20 protein-coding genes are annotated in these 18,909 nt (G+C 58.5%); 8 read left to right on the forward strand and 12 right to left on the reverse strand.

Annotated elements, in window-relative coordinates:
- The 9 genes from ACFWW4_RS03325 to mutM form a co-directional block, all read right to left on the reverse strand.
- On the reverse strand, window positions 1–432 hold the full coding sequence (locus tag ACFWW4_RS03325) for a VOC family protein (RefSeq protein WP_411889560.1): 432 nt from the start codon (window positions 430–432) through the stop codon (window positions 1–3).
- A complete protein-coding gene (gene recF / locus ACFWW4_RS03330; RefSeq protein WP_411889561.1) occupies window positions 429–1,547 on the reverse strand; it encodes a DNA replication/repair protein RecF in 1,119 nt (372 codons plus the stop codon). Before recF ends, ACFWW4_RS03325 begins: the two co-directional genes overlap by 4 nt.
- Before the next feature lie 67 nt (window positions 1,548–1,614).
- Window positions 1,615–2,733: a DNA polymerase III subunit beta gene (dnaN, locus tag ACFWW4_RS03335; protein WP_411889562.1), complete on the reverse strand. Its 1,119-nt coding sequence runs from the start codon at window positions 2,731–2,733 to the stop codon at window positions 1,615–1,617.
- 162 nt (window positions 2,734–2,895) lie between these two features.
- Window positions 2,896–3,822, reverse strand: coding sequence for an alpha/beta hydrolase family esterase (locus tag ACFWW4_RS03340; RefSeq protein ID WP_411889563.1), 927 nt, complete (start codon window positions 3,820–3,822; stop codon window positions 2,896–2,898).
- Window positions 3,823–3,980: 158 nt separating this feature from the next.
- The gene (gene dnaA / locus ACFWW4_RS03345) at window positions 3,981–5,324 is read right to left on the reverse strand and encodes a chromosomal replication initiator protein DnaA (protein ID WP_411889564.1); all 1,344 of its coding nucleotides are present in this window, start codon (window positions 5,322–5,324) and stop codon (window positions 3,981–3,983) included.
- 613 nt (window positions 5,325–5,937) lie between these two features.
- Complete coding sequence (rpsT, locus tag ACFWW4_RS03350; protein ID WP_411889565.1) at window positions 5,938–6,201, reverse strand: 30S ribosomal protein S20; 264 nt, start codon at window positions 6,199–6,201, stop codon at window positions 5,938–5,940.
- A 170-nt stretch (window positions 6,202–6,371) separates the two neighbouring features.
- Entirely contained in the window at window positions 6,372–7,310 is a 939-nt protein-coding gene (locus ACFWW4_RS03355; protein ID WP_411889566.1) for a type IV pili methyl-accepting chemotaxis transducer N-terminal domain-containing protein, read from the reverse strand.
- Between the two features lie 205 nt (window positions 7,311–7,515).
- Complete coding sequence (locus tag ACFWW4_RS03360; RefSeq protein WP_411889567.1) at window positions 7,516–8,292, reverse strand: enoyl-CoA hydratase; 777 nt, start codon at window positions 8,290–8,292, stop codon at window positions 7,516–7,518.
- Between the two features lie 63 nt (window positions 8,293–8,355).
- A complete protein-coding gene (gene mutM / locus ACFWW4_RS03365) occupies window positions 8,356–9,207 on the reverse strand; it encodes a bifunctional DNA-formamidopyrimidine glycosylase/DNA-(apurinic or apyrimidinic site) lyase (protein WP_411889568.1) in 852 nt (283 codons plus the stop codon).
- A 158-nt stretch (window positions 9,208–9,365) separates the two neighbouring features.
- Between mutM and ubiE the strand changes: the two genes are divergently transcribed.
- Both ubiE and ubiB read left to right on the forward strand, forming a co-directional pair.
- A complete protein-coding gene (ubiE, locus tag ACFWW4_RS03370; protein WP_411889569.1) occupies window positions 9,366–10,118 on the forward strand; it encodes a bifunctional demethylmenaquinone methyltransferase/2-methoxy-6-polyprenyl-1,4-benzoquinol methylase UbiE in 753 nt (250 codons plus the stop codon).
- Between the two features lies 1 nt (window position 10,119).
- Window positions 10,120–11,646, forward strand: coding sequence for a 2-polyprenylphenol 6-hydroxylase (gene ubiB / locus ACFWW4_RS03375; RefSeq protein WP_411889570.1), 1,527 nt, complete (start codon window positions 10,120–10,122; stop codon window positions 11,644–11,646).
- A gap of 6 nt (window positions 11,647–11,652) precedes the next feature.
- Here ubiB and ACFWW4_RS03380 read toward each other — a convergent pair whose 3' ends face one another.
- Together ACFWW4_RS03380 and ACFWW4_RS03385 are read right to left on the reverse strand one after the other, a co-directional pair.
- Window positions 11,653–12,318 carry a flagellar hook capping FlgD N-terminal domain-containing protein gene (locus ACFWW4_RS03380; protein ID WP_411889571.1) on the reverse strand — a complete coding sequence of 222 codons (666 nt, stop codon included), beginning with the start codon at window positions 12,316–12,318 and terminating at the stop codon, window positions 11,653–11,655.
- A gap of 9 nt (window positions 12,319–12,327) precedes the next feature.
- Window positions 12,328–13,668 carry a flagellar hook-length control protein FliK gene (locus tag ACFWW4_RS03385; RefSeq protein WP_411889572.1) on the reverse strand — a complete coding sequence of 447 codons (1,341 nt, stop codon included), beginning with the start codon at window positions 13,666–13,668 and terminating at the stop codon, window positions 12,328–12,330.
- A gap of 107 nt (window positions 13,669–13,775) precedes the next feature.
- Here ACFWW4_RS03385 and ACFWW4_RS03390 point away from each other — a divergent pair, with 107 nt between their 5' ends.
- The 6 genes from ACFWW4_RS03390 (at window position 13,776) to ACFWW4_RS03415 (ending at window position 17,536) form a co-directional block, all read left to right on the forward strand.
- Window positions 13,776–14,069: a rod-binding protein gene (locus ACFWW4_RS03390; protein WP_393932972.1), complete on the forward strand. Its 294-nt coding sequence runs from the start codon at window positions 13,776–13,778 to the stop codon at window positions 14,067–14,069.
- Entirely contained in the window at window positions 14,062–14,403 is a 342-nt protein-coding gene (locus ACFWW4_RS03395) for a flagellar protein FlgN (RefSeq protein ID WP_411889573.1), read from the forward strand. The genes ACFWW4_RS03390 and ACFWW4_RS03395 overlap by 8 nt, the downstream gene beginning before the upstream one ends.
- A gap of 205 nt (window positions 14,404–14,608) precedes the next feature.
- Window positions 14,609–15,859 carry a flagellin gene (locus ACFWW4_RS03400; RefSeq protein ID WP_411889574.1) on the forward strand — a complete coding sequence of 417 codons (1,251 nt, stop codon included), beginning with the start codon at window positions 14,609–14,611 and terminating at the stop codon, window positions 15,857–15,859.
- 95 nt (window positions 15,860–15,954) lie between these two features.
- Window positions 15,955–16,329 carry a flagellar biosynthesis regulator FlaF gene (flaF, locus tag ACFWW4_RS03405; RefSeq protein WP_411889575.1) on the forward strand — a complete coding sequence of 125 codons (375 nt, stop codon included), beginning with the start codon at window positions 15,955–15,957 and terminating at the stop codon, window positions 16,327–16,329.
- Window positions 16,329–16,733 carry a flagellar biosynthesis repressor FlbT gene (flbT, locus tag ACFWW4_RS03410; protein ID WP_411889576.1) on the forward strand — a complete coding sequence of 135 codons (405 nt, stop codon included), beginning with the start codon at window positions 16,329–16,331 and terminating at the stop codon, window positions 16,731–16,733. Before flaF ends, flbT begins: the two co-directional genes overlap by 1 nt.
- Window positions 16,730–17,536 (forward strand): DUF1217 domain-containing protein, encoded by an 807-nt coding sequence (locus ACFWW4_RS03415; protein ID WP_411889577.1) that lies wholly within the window; start codon window positions 16,730–16,732, stop codon window positions 17,534–17,536. Before flbT ends, ACFWW4_RS03415 begins: the two co-directional genes overlap by 4 nt.
- Here the strand turns inward: ACFWW4_RS03415 and ACFWW4_RS03420 are convergent.
- Complete coding sequence (locus tag ACFWW4_RS03420; RefSeq protein ID WP_411889578.1) at window positions 17,525–18,886, reverse strand: FliI/YscN family ATPase; 1,362 nt, start codon at window positions 18,884–18,886, stop codon at window positions 17,525–17,527. The genes ACFWW4_RS03415 and ACFWW4_RS03420 overlap by 12 nt on opposite strands.
- Window positions 18,887–18,909 lie beyond the last annotated feature (23 nt).

Raw genomic sequence — 18,909 nt, forward strand, 5'->3', positions numbered from 1 at the left:
TCATTCGGGCGGCAATGTCAGGCTGCCATCTTCGTTCAATGGCCAGAACGGGTTATGGGCGACTTCCCAGACATGGCCATCCGGATCGGCATAGTAGCCGGAATAGCCGCCCCAGAAGACCTTTTCCGGTGCTTTGAGTGGAGTGGCCCCGGCTGCGATAGCGTCTGTATAGGCTGCGTCCACCTCGTCTTCGGTGTTGAAGTTCTGAGCCAGTGTCATAGCGCCGGTGCCCAGTTTCGCGTCAGGGCGGCCCTGATCCTCGGCCAGTGGTCCAAGGCCGAAAAGGCCAAGAGCCATGCCGTTGATCTGGTAAAAGACAACCTCACCCGGCATTTCGCGCGTTGGTGTCCAGCCCAAGGCGCCGTAGAACGCCTTGGACCGGTCCAGATCGGTCACTCCTAGAGTGATCAGGGTGACGCGCTGCGGGGTCATGGGCTGTCCTTTCGTGTGACGGTTGATGCGCCGTTCGTGTCGGTGACTTCTGCATATTGCGCGCGGTCGCCGAGTTCATCGAACAATTCTGGCCCCGTGCCGGTCATGAAGGCCTGCGCGCCGAGGCTGCAGATTTCGTCATAAAGGGCGGCACGCCGGGTCGCGTCAAGATGGGCGGCAACCTCGTCCAGCAACAGGATCGGCGGTGCCCCGAAATCGCGGGCCAATGCGCGCCCGTTGGCAAGCATCAGGCTGATCAGCAGCGCCTTTTGTTCGCCGGTGGAGCAGTCTTTGGCGGCCACGCCCTTGTCAGCGAACACGGTGTGCAGGTCGGCCCGGTGTGGCCCGATCAGCGTGCGCCCTGCGGCCATGTCACGTGCGCGATTTTCCGCAAAGGCTGTTGTCAGGGCGTCCGCGTTGTCGGGTGCGTCGCAGGCGGGGTCGGGGTGGATTAGGTCGAGCAGTCCGGTGGGGAAAGCGGTTTGCGCCTCGCTTTGGGCCTGAGTCAGAAGCAGGATGGCGTCGCTGCGATTGCGGTGGATGGTGGCACCTGCCTCTGCCATCTGCGCCTCTAACGCGGTGTACCAATGCGGATCGCGCACTATATCCTTGAGCAGGCGATTGCGTTCGCGCATGGCTTTTTCATAGGTCAGAACAGCCTCGGCATGGGTCGGTTCAAAGCTGAGCGTGGCGCGGTCGAGGAACCGCCTGCGCCCGTCCGCCCCTTCGATCCAGAGCCGGTCCATCGACGGCACCAGCCACAGGATGCGGGCGATGCGCCCGAGCGCCACCTGTGGCGCGGCCTTGCCATCAATGCGGAGCTGGCGCGGGCTGCCGGCCTCGGCCCATGTCTCGAGCTCGTGGGTTTGATGCAAGGATTGAAGCTGGGCGGTGACCTTCCAGCCCAGCGCCTCGGGCTTGCGCGTCAGGTCATCGGCGGCGGCGCGGCGTAAGCCACGACCGGGTGACAGGAGCGAAATCGCTTCAAGGAGGTTGGTTTTGCCAGCGCCATTGGGGCCGTAGATCGCCATCGGACGCGGGTCGAGTTCCAGCACTGCCCGCTTATGCGACCGGAAATGCGAGAGCGTCAGTTGCGACAGGGCGAGACCGGTCACGAGGCGGTGAAAGGATTTTCCAGAAAATCCTTGTTCCAAAATTTTTCGAGAAAAATTTTGCGCCCCGTCACACGCGCATCGGCATGACGACATAGACGGCGCTGGTGTCATTGCCTTCGCGCATCAGCGTCGGGTCGCCGGAAGAGTTGAACATGAATACCGCGTTTTCACGATCTACCTGGCTTGCGATCTCAAGCAGGTATTTGGCGTTAAAGCCGATTTCCAGCCGTTCGTCGCTATACGCCACTGCCAGTTCTTCCTCGGCAGCACCGCTATCCGGCGCGTTGACGGACAGGATCAGCCGGTCCTCATCCAGTGCCAGTTTTACGGCGCGCGACCGTTCGGAAGATACTGTTGCCACCCGGTCCACGGCTTTGGCGAATTCGCTGGCGTCCACCTCGAGCTTGCGGGTGTTTCCCTGTGGGATCACGCGGGTGTAGTCGGGGAATGTGCCGTCGATCACCTTGGAAGTCAGGGTGATATCGGGTGTCGCAAAGCGGACTTTCGTTTCAGACACCGATACGGCGATTTGCATGTCGTCATCGTCGAGCAGTTTGCGCAGCTCGCCCACCGTTTTGCGGGGGACAATCACGCCAGCCATATCTGCGGCCCCTTGGGGCAGATCGGCGTCGATCCGGGCCAGCCGGTGCCCGTCTGTCGCCACACAGCGTAGGACCTTGCCACCGTCGCTGTCGGCCACATGCAAGTAGACGCCGTTAAGATAGTACCGGGTTTCCTCGGTCGAGATGGCGAATTTTGATTTATCGAACAGGCGGCGCAGGGTCGGCGCGGGGGCCGAGAAATTGGCGGCGTATTCTGAGGACGCCATGACCGGAAAATCCTCTTTCGGGAGCGTCGCCAGCGAGAAGTTTGAACGGCCTGCTTCGATCGTCAGCCGACCAGATGCGCTGTCTTCGGTCAGGGTTACAAGCGCCCCGTCGGGAAGCTTGCGCACGATCTCGTTCAAGGTGACGGCTGCGACGGTTGTGGCACCGGCGCGTTCGACCTTGGCGGGTGCCTTGTCGACCACTTCGATGTCCAGATCGGTGGCACGGAAATGGACATCATCCCCTTCGGCTTCGATCAGCACATTGGCCAGGATCGGGATGGTGTTGCGGCGTTCGACAACGGATTGTGCCTGCGCGACTGCCTTTAGCAAGACCCCGCGTTCAATGCTGAATTTCATGTCCCATGCTCCGCATATCTTGGTGGCCGGGGCCGCCGGGACGCAAAATGTACTGCAATTCTCCGGTGGCTCAAGCGGTTTTTTCGACTGTCCGTTACTGTTGCCACAGGGTCAAGCCCTGTGCGTCCGCAAAGGATGTCAGGCGGTGCCTTTGAGACTCACTCAGCGGAATGGACGGGTCAGGAAAAGCCGGATGACGATCCAGGGATATGCCATGCGGCTGTACCCCAGAAAGAACCGTACCATTTCGCGGGACGCGCTGGGGCCGCGCGGATCGGTATAGCTGCCAAGGGAACGACCCCCTGACCAGGCATGCCCTAATCCCCTTACAAGCCAGTATTCGGCTTGGGCGTGTTCGTCGACCGGCGCAATCAGGTAACGGTGGCACCACCGCCATCCCGACAGCAACCTGCGGCGTCTGACAGGCGCGCCGGGGGCAAAGGCGATCCTGTCGCCATTGGCTGGCGCCACAGTGCTGTCCGCGTCACCCTGAAAGATAATCGCAGGCGTGGGACCCGGCCCGATTTCACCTTCGTCGCCATTTTCCATCGCCCTGAACGCGCCCTGCACCGTCTGGGCTGCGCCTGCGGGCACGCCCGCATGGATGCCGATGCGGTCAATCCGGTCTGGATAGGCCCGTCCCATAATCGCCGCCAGTGCTCCACCCGCCGACAGCCCGGCAACAAAAACGGTGTCCGGCGCTATATCATGTGCTTCTGCGACGCCATCAATCATGCGCATGATCGCGGCCGGTTCGCCGGATTGGTCCTGATTGCGCCTGTCAAACCAGTTCCAGCATCGGTTCATGTTCGCGGATAGATTTTGCTGTGGATAAATGACGATGAAACCGTGACGGTCGGCCAGCCGGTTCATGTCTGTTCCCGTGGCAAAATCCTGTGCCGTTTGCGTGCAGCCATGCAGCATGACAATGATCGCCGGTTTGGGGGCCAGACGCCGCGGCAAATAAAGTTTATAGGACAGATGGCTGAAAGCCGTTGAGACTGTCCCCTCTTGCAAGGGGCGTTCGACGGCGGATTGCCGTGTTGCCGACCCGCCCCACAGGCGCCGTATCGCTATTCGTCCTGGCATGGCCACTTGCCGCTCCGGTTTTTGGCCCTCCCGGATGAAAGCTGTTCATGAGCTGGGATCGAGGTCCAGTGGAAACCGGGGGCGTTTCACCAACCTTGCCGAAATTCGCCGATCTCGTTGGTTTGGTCGGCAGGATTGCTACTTTTTGAGGCGGCTCGCTATTCTTCCAATGCGCGCCGCAGCAGTTCCAGATCATCGGCAATCTGACTATCGGTCGCCTTCAACTCTTCAATCCGGCGGACGCCATGCATGACGGTGGTGTGGTCACGGCCGCCGAAGCGACGCCCGATTTCCGGCAAGGACCGGCTGGTCATATGCTTGGCCAGATACATCGCCATCTGCCGGGGTCGCGCATAGTTGCGTACGCGCTTGGGGCCGATCATGTCGGACAGACGGATATTGTAGTGTTCGGATACCTTACGCTGGATTTCCTCGACCGTGACCTTGCGGTCGGACGCCTTGAGGACATCAGACAGGCAATCCTGGGTTAGCTCCAGCGTAATTTCGCGGCCCACAAGGGACGCGAATGCGAACAGACGTGTCAGCGCACCTTCGAGCACGCGGACATTGGTGGAAATGCGATGGGCGAGGAATTCCAGCACACCAGGCGCGATCACCAGATCGGGATATTGTGCGGCATATACTTCGACCTTGGACTGCAGAACGCCAAGGCGCAGTTCATAGTCGGTGGGATGCAGGTCAACCACCAGACCGCATTGCAGGCGGGATTTGATCCGCTCTTCGAGGTCCTTGATTTCGCCCGGGGCGCGGTCGGCGGAAATGATGATTTGTTTCTGGCCATCCACGAGGGCGTTGAACGTGTGAAAGAATTCTTCCTGTGTGCTGTCCTTGCCGCCGATGAATTGCACATCGTCCACCATCAGCACATCGACCGAGCGGAACAGTTGTTTGAAATCCATCATCTTGCGTTCGCGCAGGGCGGTGATGAAGCGGTACATGAACTGTTCGGCAGACAGATAGAGCACGTTCAGTTCTGGTGAACGCTGTTTGAGTTCGTGGGCGATGGCGTGCATCAGGTGGGTTTTCCCCAGGCCGACGCCGCCATAAAGGAAAAGCGGATTGAATGTGACCGGGCCCCCCTCGGCGACGCGGCGGGCGGCAGCATGGGCCAGTTCGTTCGGTTTGCCGACGACGAAGGTGTCAAAGGTGAAGCGGGCATCAAGTGGCGAGCCGGACACCTCGTCGGATGAGGCGACTTTGCGAATCGCGGGTTTGTTGGCTGTTTTGGCGCGGGATTGTGACGGGACGCTGAACTGCAGGCGCTGCACGTCTTCTTCGCCGTGCTTGTTCAACTGATAGATGATCTGGTCACCGAAATTCTGCGACACGTAGTTGCCGATGAAATTGGTTGGGACATTGAAGGTCGCCACCCCACCAGTCAGTTGCGCAAATTCCAACGGCTCTATCCAGTTAGAGTAGTTGTTTGCCCCCAAGGCACCTTCCAATGCGTTCAGTACCTTCGCCCAGATATCGTTGGTCATCTTGTCCCTTTGTTCTACTTGTACACGCCGTTTCACCAAAAACAGGGTCTGCGCCCTTTACATGCACGATACAAAGCGCCGGGCAAAAACAACTGCGCGCCCGGGCCATGCTCGGGCGGGTTGCCTTTCACCAAATCCATAGGCCTTGGCACCGAAATGCGTGAAGCCGATCACGCAAATTGGTGCCTTGCGGCAGAATCAGGCACATGAACAGCAGCCATCGCCAGAGAGCAGACCCCGGCAACCGCGCAGACACAAACTGGTTTGGTTTCACAGCTAAGCTATGATGACCGCCACCATTTTTGCATGAAGTTCAACAAGCTAAACAACGTCATTCCACACACGAAACGCGTGTTGGATGTCTGTCGTTCGGTGCCGATCTTCTTCATGTCCCCCCGGAACGATGTGAATCGCAGCGCCAAGCTAGCAAGGGGTTTGGGGCCGCTTCAACAGAACATCGTACTTGACTCTGCGATTGATCAAAAAGAATCTCTGACCTCTTTAAAATGCCGCCAAATCACGGCACGCGGGCAACAGAAAAATAAAAAGCGCGCCCGGTCTGGACGCGCCTTGAATCAGTTCATTTTGTGCGTTTCGGCCAGATTCTGCCGAATTATCCCAACGCTTTGACCCGCGATGACAGGCGCGACATCTTCCGCGCTGCGGTGTTTTTGTGAAAGACGCCCTTGGTGACGCCGCGCATCAGTTCTGGCTGTGCGGCGCGCAGCGCATCTGTCGCAGCTTTCTGATCGCCAGAGGCAATCGCCTCTTCCACGGCGCGCAGATGGGTGCGGATCCGCGAGCGGCGCATTTTGTTGACTTGAAAGCGGGCTTCGTTCTGGCGCGCGCGCTTTTTGGACTGAGGCGAATTTGCCATGTGTCGGTTCCTTTGCTTAGACCCATCTGTCGGGTCAATATCATTCCAATAGCGCAATAAGCCCGACCGGGTTCAGAACCGGTGATTCTGGCCAAAGCGGGCCTCTCGCGCATGTATGTCGCGGCTCTTAGGTCAAATGGCGCTGCAATGCAACGCCAGTTTGATCCGCCTCAGTACCCGCGTTTCGAAAACGCGGCGTAAAGTTCTGCGATTTCTTCCATCTTGTGCATCTTAGCATTCAGCCGCTGGAACAACTCAGCGCGTAGTTCGGCGTCGGCTTCACCAGCTTTCACTGTTTCAAGATAGCCCGTGATCGTGTCCCAATCACCACCGACGACGGCCAGATGTGCCGCGATCTCGGGTGTGGGGGGCGGGTTGATCCCGACCTCTGGCATTCCGTTCGACATGGCGTTCATGGCAAAGGCGAACTGTTGCACTGTCTTGTCGAGGTCAGCGACCAGCGCGTCATTGCCGTCACCTGACCAGATGCGGCACGCCTCGTAGGAAATGCGTTGGGTCATCATCGCCTGACGTCCCGCCACTTCGAGCAGCATCACGTCGGACTGCATCAGTTCAACAGGGTTGGCATATTCGCCCTCAAGTTCACTGAGCAGATGGGATGTCTTTTCGAGCATGACATCGGTGGAGTCATAAACTGTCATGGCAGAGGCCGCATCGGATGGATCGTTGAGAACAGCGATAGCGGCATCGCGAATGGGCTCCCAAGATGCAATCAGCGCTTCGATTTCGACCGCAGTCCTGCGCCGTTCTTCGCCACCGACGATCCCCATGTCGGCGTTTCCGTTCAGCAATGCATCGGCCACGGCATCAAACTTTGCCGTTCCGCTGGTCAACAATGCGATGCTGCCTTCGACATCAATTCCGTTGTGCAGGTGGCAGACCGAAGATGGGATTTCCTGCGACAGCGTGCGCAGAAGATCACCAGCTACGATCCGATTTGCGGCGCCGGAGTCTTCCAGGAACTGGATTTGTTCAATCAGGACAGGCCGACCATCTGCGTCGATCATCGCTTTTTGGGTTTGGATTGTTGCTTCTGCAGCAACATGCACCGGCAGTGCAGCGGCCAAGGCAATGGTAACGGTCGTCAAGGACAGGTCGGTGAACGGCAAAGAAATCATTAACACTAGTCTCCGGTTTGCGAACATCCGGGTCCCGCCACCACCCCGATTCAACATAAAAAGAGGGCCCAAGGGGCCCGGCTCATCCTTAGGAAATAGCTTGACGCCCGATTGGGGCAAGATCATGAAAAAACTGAGCCAAATCGTCGGGAAACGGGTGAATTGCCCGAATTGCTTAACGGTCGCGGAATTGCGCCTCGCGTTTTTCGACGAAGGCGGCCATGCCTTCAGACTGATCTTCTGTCGCAAAGAGAGACTGGAAAAGGCGACGTTCGTAGTTCAACCCCTCGGCCAGCGTCGTCTCGTAGGCGCGGCCGACGGCGTCCTTGGCGGCCATAACCGCGATCTGGGATTTTTCGGCAATTTTTTCGGCGGTGGCTTTGGCCTCGCCCAAAAGCTTCTTGCCGGGGACGACCCGACTGACCAGCCCGCTGCGCTCTGCCTCTTCGGCGTCCATGAAGCGGCCCGTGAGGTGCATGTCCATTGATTTGGATTTACCCACATAGCGGGTCAGGCGCTGGGTGCCGCCAATACCGGCAATGACGCCCAGATTGATTTCGGGTTGCCCGAATTTGGCGTTGTCGGCTGCGATGATAAAATCACACATCATCGCCAGTTCGCAGCCGCCACCCAAGGCATAGCCTGCCACGGCGGCGATGATTGGTTTGCGGGTTCTGTTGAAGCGGTCGGTTTCGTTTTCGAAGAACCGGCTGGTATACATCTCGACAAAGGATTTATCTGACATTTCGCTGATGTCGGCCCCGGCCGCGAACGCCTTTTCCGACCCGGTGATGACGATGCAGCGGACCTTGTCGCTGGCATCGGCCTCTTCCAATGCGGTGCAGAGTTCTTTGAGTAGTGCGGAGTTCAGCGCATTTCTGACATCCGGCCTGTTGAGAGTGATGGTCGCGACATAATCGCTGATATCCACGATGATATTCTCAAATGCCATGCTGCTGTCCTTGTTGCCGCTGGTCAGACCTTAGTGCTTATCAAAGCGTGGACGCGGATCAAGCTATCTTTGGCATTGCGGACAGAAGAAAGATGAGCGTCCGGATTGCACGATTCGGCTGATTTTCTTTCCGCATCCGGGGGTTATGCATGGTTCACCATCGCGGTCATAGACCTGAAATCCATGTTGGAAATAGCCCAGTTCACCATCGGCTTGCCGGTAGTCGCGCAAGGATGACCCGCCTGCGGCGATCGCTTCGAACAGAACATCGCGGATCAGGGGCACCAGCGTGGCGACCCGTTTTGCGCTGATTTGTCCCGCCTTGCGTTTGGGGTGGATGCCGGCCCGGAACAGCACCTCGCACACATAAATATTGCCGAGGCCAGCCACAATGCGCTGATCCAGAAGGGCGGGTTTGATGGGTGTGTTGCGCCCGTGCAGGCACGCGATCAGGTATGTTTCATTGAAAGCGTTTCCGAGCGGTTCAGGACCCAGATCGCGGATCAGCCAATGATCGTCCTGCGTGGCGGTTGGCATCAGGTCCATTGCGCCGAACCGGCGTGCATCGTTGAAGGTGATCCGGGTGCCGGTATCCATATGAAAGACGACATGATCATGTTTGGCCGGCGCGGGGTGTTCGTGGTGAAAATCGCCCAGCATGTGCCCAGAAATCAGCATGCGTCCCGACATGCCCAGATGGATCAACAGCGTTTCACCGCTATCCAGATCGGCCAGAATGTATTTTGACCGCCGCCGCAAACCAGTGATCCGCTTGCCGGTCAGCCGATCAGCCATGTGATCGGGAAAGGGCCACCGCAGGTCGGGGCGGTTGATATCCGCGCGTGCGATGACCTGCCCTTCCATGACGGGGGCGAGGCCTGCCTTGACGGTTTCGACTTCGGGGAGTTCGGGCATCTGGTTTTGTCTATGCTGTGGTCTGCCCTTGCATATGCGACAATGATGCGAAGACCCACAAGGTTTTTCAGGCGCATCACCCCGTGGCAGATTGACAGTTTGTCTATCTGCCTAACTGCGTATAACTGCTTGTGAAACTGATGCGAGCGGAAGCGGATATGACCGAGAAGCCAGAAAATACGACCCATTTTGGGTTCGAAACCGTTCAGGAGGATGAAAAGGCGGGGCGCGTGCAGGGTGTCTTTTCTTCCGTGGCCAGCAAATACGATATCATGAATGACGTGATGTCAGGCGGCATTCACCGCATCTGGAAGGATGCGATGATGGATTGGCTGGCGCCGCGTCCGGGCCAGAAGCTGCTGGATGTGGCGGGCGGCACCGGCGATATCGCGTTCAGGTTTCTGAAACGGGCCGGCCGCGGCCATGCGACCGTGCTGGATCTGACCGAACCGATGCTGGTCGAAGGGCGCAAGCGGGCCGAGGCCGCGCGTATGTCCGACAGTCTGGACTGGGTGGTGGGCGATGCGATGGCGCTGCCTTTTGAGGCGAACAGTTTTGATGTCTACACGATCAGCTTTGGTATTCGAAATGTCACCAGGCCGCAGGATGCTCTGGCCGAGGCGTACCGCGTGCTGAAACCCGGTGGCCGCCTGATGGTGCTGGAATTTTCGCAATTGCCCAACCCCATGATGCAGGTAGCCTATGACGCCTATTCATTCAATGTCATTCCCCGGATGGGACAGGTGATTGCAGGTGATCGCGACAGTTATCAGTATCTGGTCGAATCGATCCGCAAATTCCCCGATCAGGAGACGTTTTTGGGAATGGTTCGGAATGCCGGTTTCGAGAATGCAAAGTACCGCAATCTGACCGTGGGCGTTGCCGCGTTGCATTCGGGTTGGAAACTGTAACTTGCGCGGTCCCCACAACATTATTCGCCTGATCCGGACAGGCGCCACGCTGGAACGCACGGGCGCTATGAAAGTCGTTCTTGATGCGTTTGATGCCGGGCCGCTTTTGCGGATCACGTTCCGCGCGCTTGTCTGGCCGTTCCGTTGGTTGGGATATCAGGGTGATATATCTATGCCACCTGCGCCGCGTGCGCTGACGGCCCTTGGGCCGGCCTATATCAAGTTTGGTCAGCTTCTTTCGACCCGGCCCGATGTGGTGGGTGATGAACTGGCGGTTCAGTTGCGAGTACTGCAGGACAAGCTGCCGCCATTTTCAATGAAAGAGGCAAAGATCCAGATCCAGCGCGAGCTGGGGTTGTCGTTTGATCAACTGTTCACATCGTTTTCCGAACCTGTCGCCGCCGCATCGCTGGCGCAAGTTCACAAGGCGCATCTGGCTGACACGGGCGAAGCGGTCGCTGTCAAGATCCTGCGCCCGGGCATCGAAAGGGCGTGCCGAAAGGATATTGATGCCTTTTACTTTGCGGCCCGCGCCATCGAAGTGTTGTCACCCGCGTCGCGTCGATTGCGCCCGATGGAGGTGATCACCCATTTCGAAGGGGTGGTCATGGGTGAGCTGGATTTGCGCCTGGAAAGCGCTGCCGCCGCAGAATTTGCCGCCAATACCGAAGGCGATGCGGGTTTTCAGGTGCCGCAGATCCGATGGCATCTGTCCAGTCGGCGGGTCATGACGCTGGACTGGGCCGAGGGTACCAATATCGGGATCAACGATGCGCTGGATGCGGCTGGACATGACCGGCGCGCGCTGGCCGCCCGCGTGCTGCAGCTGTTTTTGAACCACGCCCTGCGGGACGGTTATTTTCACGGCGATATGCATCAGGGCAATCTGAAGGTCGCGGCGAACGGGGATATCATCGCCTATGATTTCGGGATTATGGGCCGGATTGATGAATACACCCGCCGCGTCTACGCCGAAATCCTGTTCGGGTTCATCCGCAAGGATTACAATCGCGTCGCAGAGGTGCATTTTGAGGCTGGCTATGTGCCCGCCGACCGTGACGTTGATGAATTTGCGCGGGCCTTGCGGGCGGTGGGTGAGCCGATTTTCGGCATGGATGCCAGCCGCATTTCGATGGCCCGTTTGCTGACCTATCTGTTCGAGGTAACAGAACGGTTCGGGATGGAAACCCGCACGGAATTGATCCTGCTTCAGCGCACTATGGTTGTTGTTGAGGGGGTCGCGCGATCGCTGGATCCGCATATGAATATCTGGCAGGTCGCGAAGCCCGTCGTCGAAGACTACATCAAGGAAAGCATCGGCCCCAAGGCGCTGCTGCGTGATCTGGCGAAAACCGCACAAGTTCTGGCCCGGTTTGGCCCGCGCTTGCCACGCCTGGCCGAAGATGCGTTGATCCGCCTGAACAACCCGCCGCCAGAGCCAAAACCCCAGCGTCGGATTGCACGCTTGTCCTGGATGGCGCTGGGTGGTGTGCTTGTGGGCGGTGCCTGGATCATCACCTTGCTTTAGATGCGCCTATGCCGACGGGTCACGCAGTGCCGTGACATCGCCACTCGCAACTTCTGCGCCGCCTTCAAGGATCAGCATGGTCTGCCCATCGTGATTGCGCACTTCGGTCACGCGGCTGTAAATCTCAACCGGGGTTTGGGCGATGACCTCGTTGTTCGAGATGCTTGCAACCTCGAATGAATACAGGCCGAGCGGATAGGGGAAACCACCTGGTGCAACACCAGCCCACTGAACAGGATCGGAAGTGACAGGGATGTCGAAGCGCTGAACCTCCGTTCCGTTTTCGTTGCGCACGATCACCTCGGCCCGGTCTGCGATGGCGGAAGGGTTGGGCGTGATCGTGATGGGATCCCCATCGAAATAGGCTGGTGCTGGCGCCCGCGCCTCTTTCCCGACCCAGTTTGCCATGCCTGCAAGGCTGCTGGTGTTCATTTGTGCGGTCAGGGATTTGAGCAGATCATTGGTAAGAACCGCCTGTTCGACGCCCGAGAATGTCGCGAGCTGGACCGCATAATCTGAAGAATCGACCGGGTTCAGCGGGTCCTGATTTTGCATCTGAACGGTGAGCATCCGCAGAAAAGTGTCAAAATCGGAGCTGATTTGCCCACTCGATTCCGAGGCTGCTGGAATGGTCGCGGTCGTATTCGGGTTGGTGATCTGTCCAATTTCCATGATTAATCCTTAGAGGCGCAGGTCGAGCCCGCTTTGCACTGTGTGTTTAGGGTGAGATGGTGGGTCTTCTACTGTGCCGCCATCAACGGTTGCTGATTTCGCGCCGGGCTTTTCCGATTTGTCCTCAGGCTCTGTCTGGCTGTCATCCGCGAATGAGAAGGCAATGTCGTCATATCCCAGCGATTTGAATTCTTGGGCCAACACATCGATATGGCGACGCATCAGGTCAGCGGTTTCCGGTCGTTCGGCCAGGACGGCCAGTGTGATCGCGCCGTCAACCGCCACGATGCTGAGCCGGACGCGCCCGAGTTCCTTGGGGCTTAACGCGATCTCTGTTGTTTGTCCTGGCTGGGCGCTGATCGCGACGGCCACCTGATGCGCCACATGGCGCGCGGTATCAGCACCGGCCGTAATCGGGCTGGCGGTTGGCGTCTGCAGTATGGATGCCCCGCGTTCGGTCAGTGGCAGCAATGACGCGGTTTCTGTTGGTATTTCAGCCCGCCCCCGGCTTTGCAGGTCAAATAGCGGGGCTGCAATAGCGGGGGTCGTATTGCTGCCGATCCAATGGCTGATGTTGGACGCCGGTCCGGTTGTGGTTGTGTTGCGTATCTCTGCTGGTGGCGGTTCGATACGACGCCGGGGGGCTTCAACATCTTTCTGGATGGGCAGAGGCAGAACAGGCGCTTGATCAATTGGCAGAGCCGCAGCTTGAACTTTCTTGTTGGTCATTGGACCGGGCTGTGCGACCGGTGTCACTTCGGGGGTTGGCACAGGTGCTGCAGGAGTGGCCAGCCGGCCATTTGTCATCTTTTCAGCCGGGATTGCCGGTTTTGTGGCGTTTTCTTGCGGCAGCCGACCCTCCAGCACCGTTTGAGAGACCGTGACCTGACGCGGCTCTGCCCGGTCGGGTATTGCCGGCTTTGTCGCAACCGGCTGTTCGACGTCAGTTGATGGCGCAGGGCCGGTTGGCGCCGGTGCAGGTGTGCGGGTCATCATAATGATGTCGCCCTTATCTACCGGTTTATTTGGCGGTGCTGCCGGCCCTGATCCGGAGGCAACAAGGATTGGATCAATCGGAGTGTCACGCTCCTCAACCGTTGGATCAGGTACTGGCACGTCTGTGTCTGTGGGCGCGGGAGTTATCAGATCATCCTGTGGGATGAGCAATTCCTGATCCCCGGACGCGGTAGTCGGCAGCGTGATCTCTGCGGTTTTTGCCGGGGTGGTTGCTGCCAGCAGGGAAAAAACATCCGCAAATGCAGTGCCTTCCGCTGTTGTAGCTGCATCCGGCGTGATAGCGACGCCATTTTGCGGCGCGGGCCCCGTATCGGTTGGCAAGAAAGGTATCATCGGTTCTCCGACAGAATCTGGTTGGGTTTCTTTTTCGCCGAAAAAACTTACTGATTCTTTACGGCTGATTGGCAAAAGGATCTGCGATCAAGACACGGAGAATCCGAATGACAACGATCCCTGTATTGCCGGCGCCGCGCGGCGCGCCACAATTGCCGGACTATATTCAATCAGATGTGAAGCTGCGCGAAGCGGCCCAAAAGCTTGAGGCGACATTTCTTGCTGAGATGCTGAAATCAGCCGGTGTCGGTGCCCCGCGCGACACCTTTGGTGGTGGCGCGGGCGAGGATCAGTTCGCGTCCTTTCTGCGCGAGGCGCAGGCCGAAGAAATGGTTGCCGCCGGTGGCATTGGACTTGCCGAAGCGCTTTTCAACGCGATGAAAGTGCGGTTGGATGCGTGATCAGGTCGTCAATCAGGTGTTGGACCTGCTGGATACGGAACGACAGGCACTGCGGACCGGCGATTTTGATGCCCTGAGCCCACTTCTTGAAGCCAAAACGCAGCTGTTCGAACGGTTGCAGGTTGCGGCGCCGGGGCGGCGCGACCTTGAGATCATTCAGCAGAAACTGTCTGAAAACCAATCGCTGCTATCGGCGGCCATGCAAGGGGTTGGTGCCGCGCGCACGCGTTTATCGGCGCTTCAAAACGTACGCGAAAACCTGAGCACTTATGATCACAACGGGCAAATGGCAAAGCTGCCCACCGCGCGCCCTGCCATGACGAAGAAGGCGTAATTTGGATCAAATTGACGCTATTTGTCTGGCGGGCCTTAAGAACTTGTTCAGGCAGAAATGATCAGTCTGCAGGCATCGCCACAAAGGCTGAACCGCCCTGGAATAGCGGCGGTGACCCGTCAGAATGACGTTTCAACCCACGACAAAGCGCGTGGATTTCCGAACCAACCCGGCGCAAAGCGCCTTCTTCAAAGGACCAATGAATATGTCCAGTATTCTGACCAACAACAGCGCCATGGTCGCGCTGCAGACCCTGAAATCCATCAACATGGACCTGGCAAAGACCCAGTCCATGATCTCGACCGGCAAAGAGGTGGCATCTGCTAAAGACAACTCTGCCGTTTGGGCCATTTCCAAGGTGATGGAATCCGATGTGAAGGGTTTCAAGGCCATTTCCGACTCGCTCGCCCTGGGTGAATCGAGCATTGCGGTTGCGACAAGCGCATCCGAGCGGATCACCGACCTTCTGACAGACATGAAGACCCAGATTGTTGCATCGCAGGGTCAGAACGTTGACCGGACCAAGCTGCAGACGGATATCGAGTCGATCACAGGACAGATCGAATCCATCGGCAACGCGGCCCAGTTCAACGGCCTGAACATGTTGCAGGCCGGCGACGATGTTGAAATCCTGTCATCGCTGGATCGCAGCGGCTCGGCAGCGCCGACCGCATCCTACATCACTGTAACGCGCCAGGATCTGTCGTTGTCCTCGTCTGGTGGTACTGCGGCGACCTTTGGTGGCACGGCTGTTACCGATACGAGCTTGATCGACAATGGCGGTTCCAATGCTGGTACTGAACTTGCCCTGGCAGATGCCGGTACACGTGACATCCAGATCACAAGCGTGGCTGATGGCAACAGCTATCGCATCGTTCTTGACGATGCTGGAGCCGGTGAAGCCAACAGCATTGGCCAGCGTACGTTTGAATATGTGGCGAACGCAGATGACAGTGCCGCGTCAGTTGCCGCACAGTTGAACAACCAGATCGCGAACTTCCTGACAGTCACCGCGAACAACGACTACTCGGTCACGCGGGACGGTGACACGATCACGCTGACCAACTCCAGCGGCGGCGCGGTTGGTGTGCTGGCAGAAAGCGCGACCGGCGGTACGGCAGGTGTGTCGGCCGGTGGTCTGGGTGAGCTGAACAACATCGATGTTACAACCGATGAAGGTGCCGCATCCGCATTGGCAACGCTTGAGACGTTGATTGATCGATCAATTGATGCGGCAGCTTCGTTTGGTTCCGTTCAGGGCCGGATTGAAACACAGTCAGCCTTTGTCAGCTCGCTGACCGACAACTTGAAATCCGGCATCGGTTCGCTTGTTGATGCAAACATGGAAGAGGCGTCCGCCCGCTTGCAGGCCCTGCAGGTGCAGCAGCAGCTGGGCGTACAGTCGCTGTCGATTGCCAACCAGGCGCCGCAGACGATCCTGTCGCTGTTCCGGTAAGTTGAAAAACCAGTGGCGCCCCCTGACGGGCGCCACTGACCCATTCGCTGCGGAAAAACCGCGTCTCGTTCAATTTCGTGCCGGAAGGACATCACGTGAACGTCATAGAACAAGCCCGGCAAGCCTATGCCCCGACCCAGGTTTCGATCCGCTCCGAACGTTCGGTCGAAGCCCAGCTGATCAGCCAGATTACTTCGCGGATGCGCAAAGCGGCCTCTACCAAGCCATCGGATTTTCCCGCCCTCGTTGCCGCGCTTCACGACAATCGTCGCATGTGGACAACCATGGCTGCAGGTGTCGCCGACAATGACAATGCTTTGCCAAAGGAGTTGCGGGCACAGATTTTCTATCTGGCCGAGTTCACAGAATTGCACAGTCAGAAGGTGCTGCGCGGCAAGGCGGACGCAACAGCGCTGATTGATATCAACACCGCCGTATTGCGCGGTCTTAACGGACAGGGGGCGGCATAATGTCTGGCCTTGTCCTTAAGCTGAATCCGAAGGAACGTGTCCTCGTCAATGGTGCGGTTATCGAAAATGGTGACAGGCGAAGCCGCCTGTCGATCCTGACCCCGAATGCCAATATACTACGTCTGCGCGATGCGATCAGGCCGGATGAGGTGAATACACCCGTGCGGCGGACCTGCTATATCGCCCAACTGGTGCTGTCGGGTGATGTGGAGCAGGATGATGCCCGGTTGCAGATTCTGCGCGGTATCGAGCAGCTGAGCCAGGCATTGCGCGATGATGACAGCCGCACCCATTTGGATGCGGCAACAGAGGCAGTGGGCCGCAACGATTTCTATCGTGCCTTGAAATCATTGCGCAATCTTCTGCCCCGCGAAGCGCGTTTGCTGGCGGCGCATCCACAATGAGCTTTCAGCCGGTTGTCCCGCTGACCGGTTATGTCGGCTGGCGTTTTCTCGAACGCACGCTGGAGAACCAGCAGACTGCGTTCTCGGAAAGCCAGCCGATTTCGCGCGCGACCGAATATTTTCGTGAAAACATCGCCAATGTGCGCACGGCCGAGGATCTGGTGAGCGACCGCAGGTTGTTGTCGGTTGCTTTGGGGGCGTTCGGGCTTGATGAAGATATCAACAATACGTTCTTCATCCGCAAAATTCTGGAAGACGGGACGATCTCTGATGATGCGTTGGCCAACCGGCTTGCCGATAATCGTTATGCTGATTTCAGCCGCGCCTTTGCATTCGGTGACAGACCCGTACCACGCACCGGTCTGATCGGGTTCGCGGATGAGATTGTTGACAGGTATGAGCTACGCCAATTCGAACGTGCTGTTGGAGACCAGAACAATGATTTGCGCCTGGCAATGAATGTCAGCAGTGGCGTGTCGGACATCGTTGACCGGACGCAGAACGAAAATGCCCAATGGTTTTCGATCATGGGTAATGCGCCGCTGCGCAATGTATTTCAAACCGCACTTGGCTTGCCGGCAAGTGTCAGCAGCATTGATCTGGATAAGCAGCTTGAGCTGTTTCAGGAACGGTCGCAATCCGTTTTTGGCACAGACAAGGTTAGTGATTTTACCGCGCCTGACATGCAGGACAAACTGATCCGCCTGTTCCTCGTCCGGTCGGAGGCGGCGGCCATCGCAACATCCTCTGGTGGGTCGACCGCCCTCACACTGTTGCAGTCTGTACGACCCCTATTTGGCTGATGCTGGCCGCAACTCTTCGGTTTTCATTGGACTGGAAGAGCGTGCCATCGCCTGCCGCAGCTTTGCGAAATGCGCGAGCGTGCCGCGCGTGTCCTTGATAGTCAGGAAAGAATCCAGACTGGGCGCGCATGCGATGGCGGCATCAATCGCCGGGTCCGACCCGGAGGAGTAGAGCCCCGACTGGATCATCAGTTCGGCCCGATCATAGGCCCCAAGATGCGCTCTTGCCTGGGCAATCATTGCGTTTTCCTGCGGCGTTGCCGCATCCGGCAAGGACCGAGAGACCGACCTGAGCACGTTGATCGCAGGGAACCGGCCCCGTTCGGCAATCTCACGGTCAAGCACAACGTGCCCGTCCAGCACGCCGCGCAGCATATCCGCAACCGGTTCGTCCATATCGGACCCTGCAACAAGAACAGAGAACACTGCCGTGATGTCCCCCGCCGTTGCAGTACCCGGCCCGGCCCGTTCGCAAAGCGACGCGATGGCCAGGCTGGTTGATGCAGGGTAGCCGCGCAGATTGGCGTTTTCGCCAGCTGCGACAGCGACCTCGCGATGGGCCTCGCAGAACCGGGTGACGGAGTCGACCAGCAGCAGAACCTGCTGTCCCTTGTCGCGAAAATGCTCGGCCACTGACATGGCCGCCCAGGCGCAGTTTCGGCGCACCTGTGGTGCACGATCCGATGTTGCGGCGACCACCACAGACCTTTGCATCCCCTCCGGTCCCAGCACGTCCTCTACGAAGTGGCGCAATTCGCGCCCCCGTTCACCCACAAGGGCAATGACGATCACATCGGCGACCACACCGCGGGCCAGATCAGCCAGCAGGCTGGATTTGCCCACGCCTGATCCGGCAAATAGGCCGATCCGCTGGCCCTGGACCAGCGGCAGGAGCGTATTGAAGACAGCCAGCCCGGTTTCCAGCCGCGCACCCATTGCGCGCCGCTGATGTGGGGCCGGCGGCGTTGCGCGCAACGCACGCGGGGCGACACCGGGCAGCAGCGGGCGACCGTCCAGCGGCTTGCCATCAGGATCGATCACCCGACCGATCCAACTGTCATCGGGCGCAAATTTCGGCGGCGGCGCAAAAACGACGCGATCCCCGATGGATATACCTTCGGCGGCTCCTTCGATCAGTAGATGCGCACCCCTCGCGTCGAGCCGGACAACCTCTGCCGTCATACGCTCTGACCCGGCGTGGATTTCCGCGCGATCCCCGAGCCGCACGACCGCGCTGACCCCGCCAACCTGCACCGTGCCTGTCGCCACACCAAGAACGCGGCCCACGTGGTGGATATGTGACAGACCCGAAATCGCTTTTGTTATCTGTGCAAACAAGTTTTCGGTCATGTTTTGTTCCATCCGGTTAACCA

It is taken from the genome of Yoonia sp. SDW83-1, from assembly GCF_046762885.1.
Classification (GTDB): domain Bacteria; phylum Pseudomonadota; class Alphaproteobacteria; order Rhodobacterales; family Rhodobacteraceae; genus Yoonia.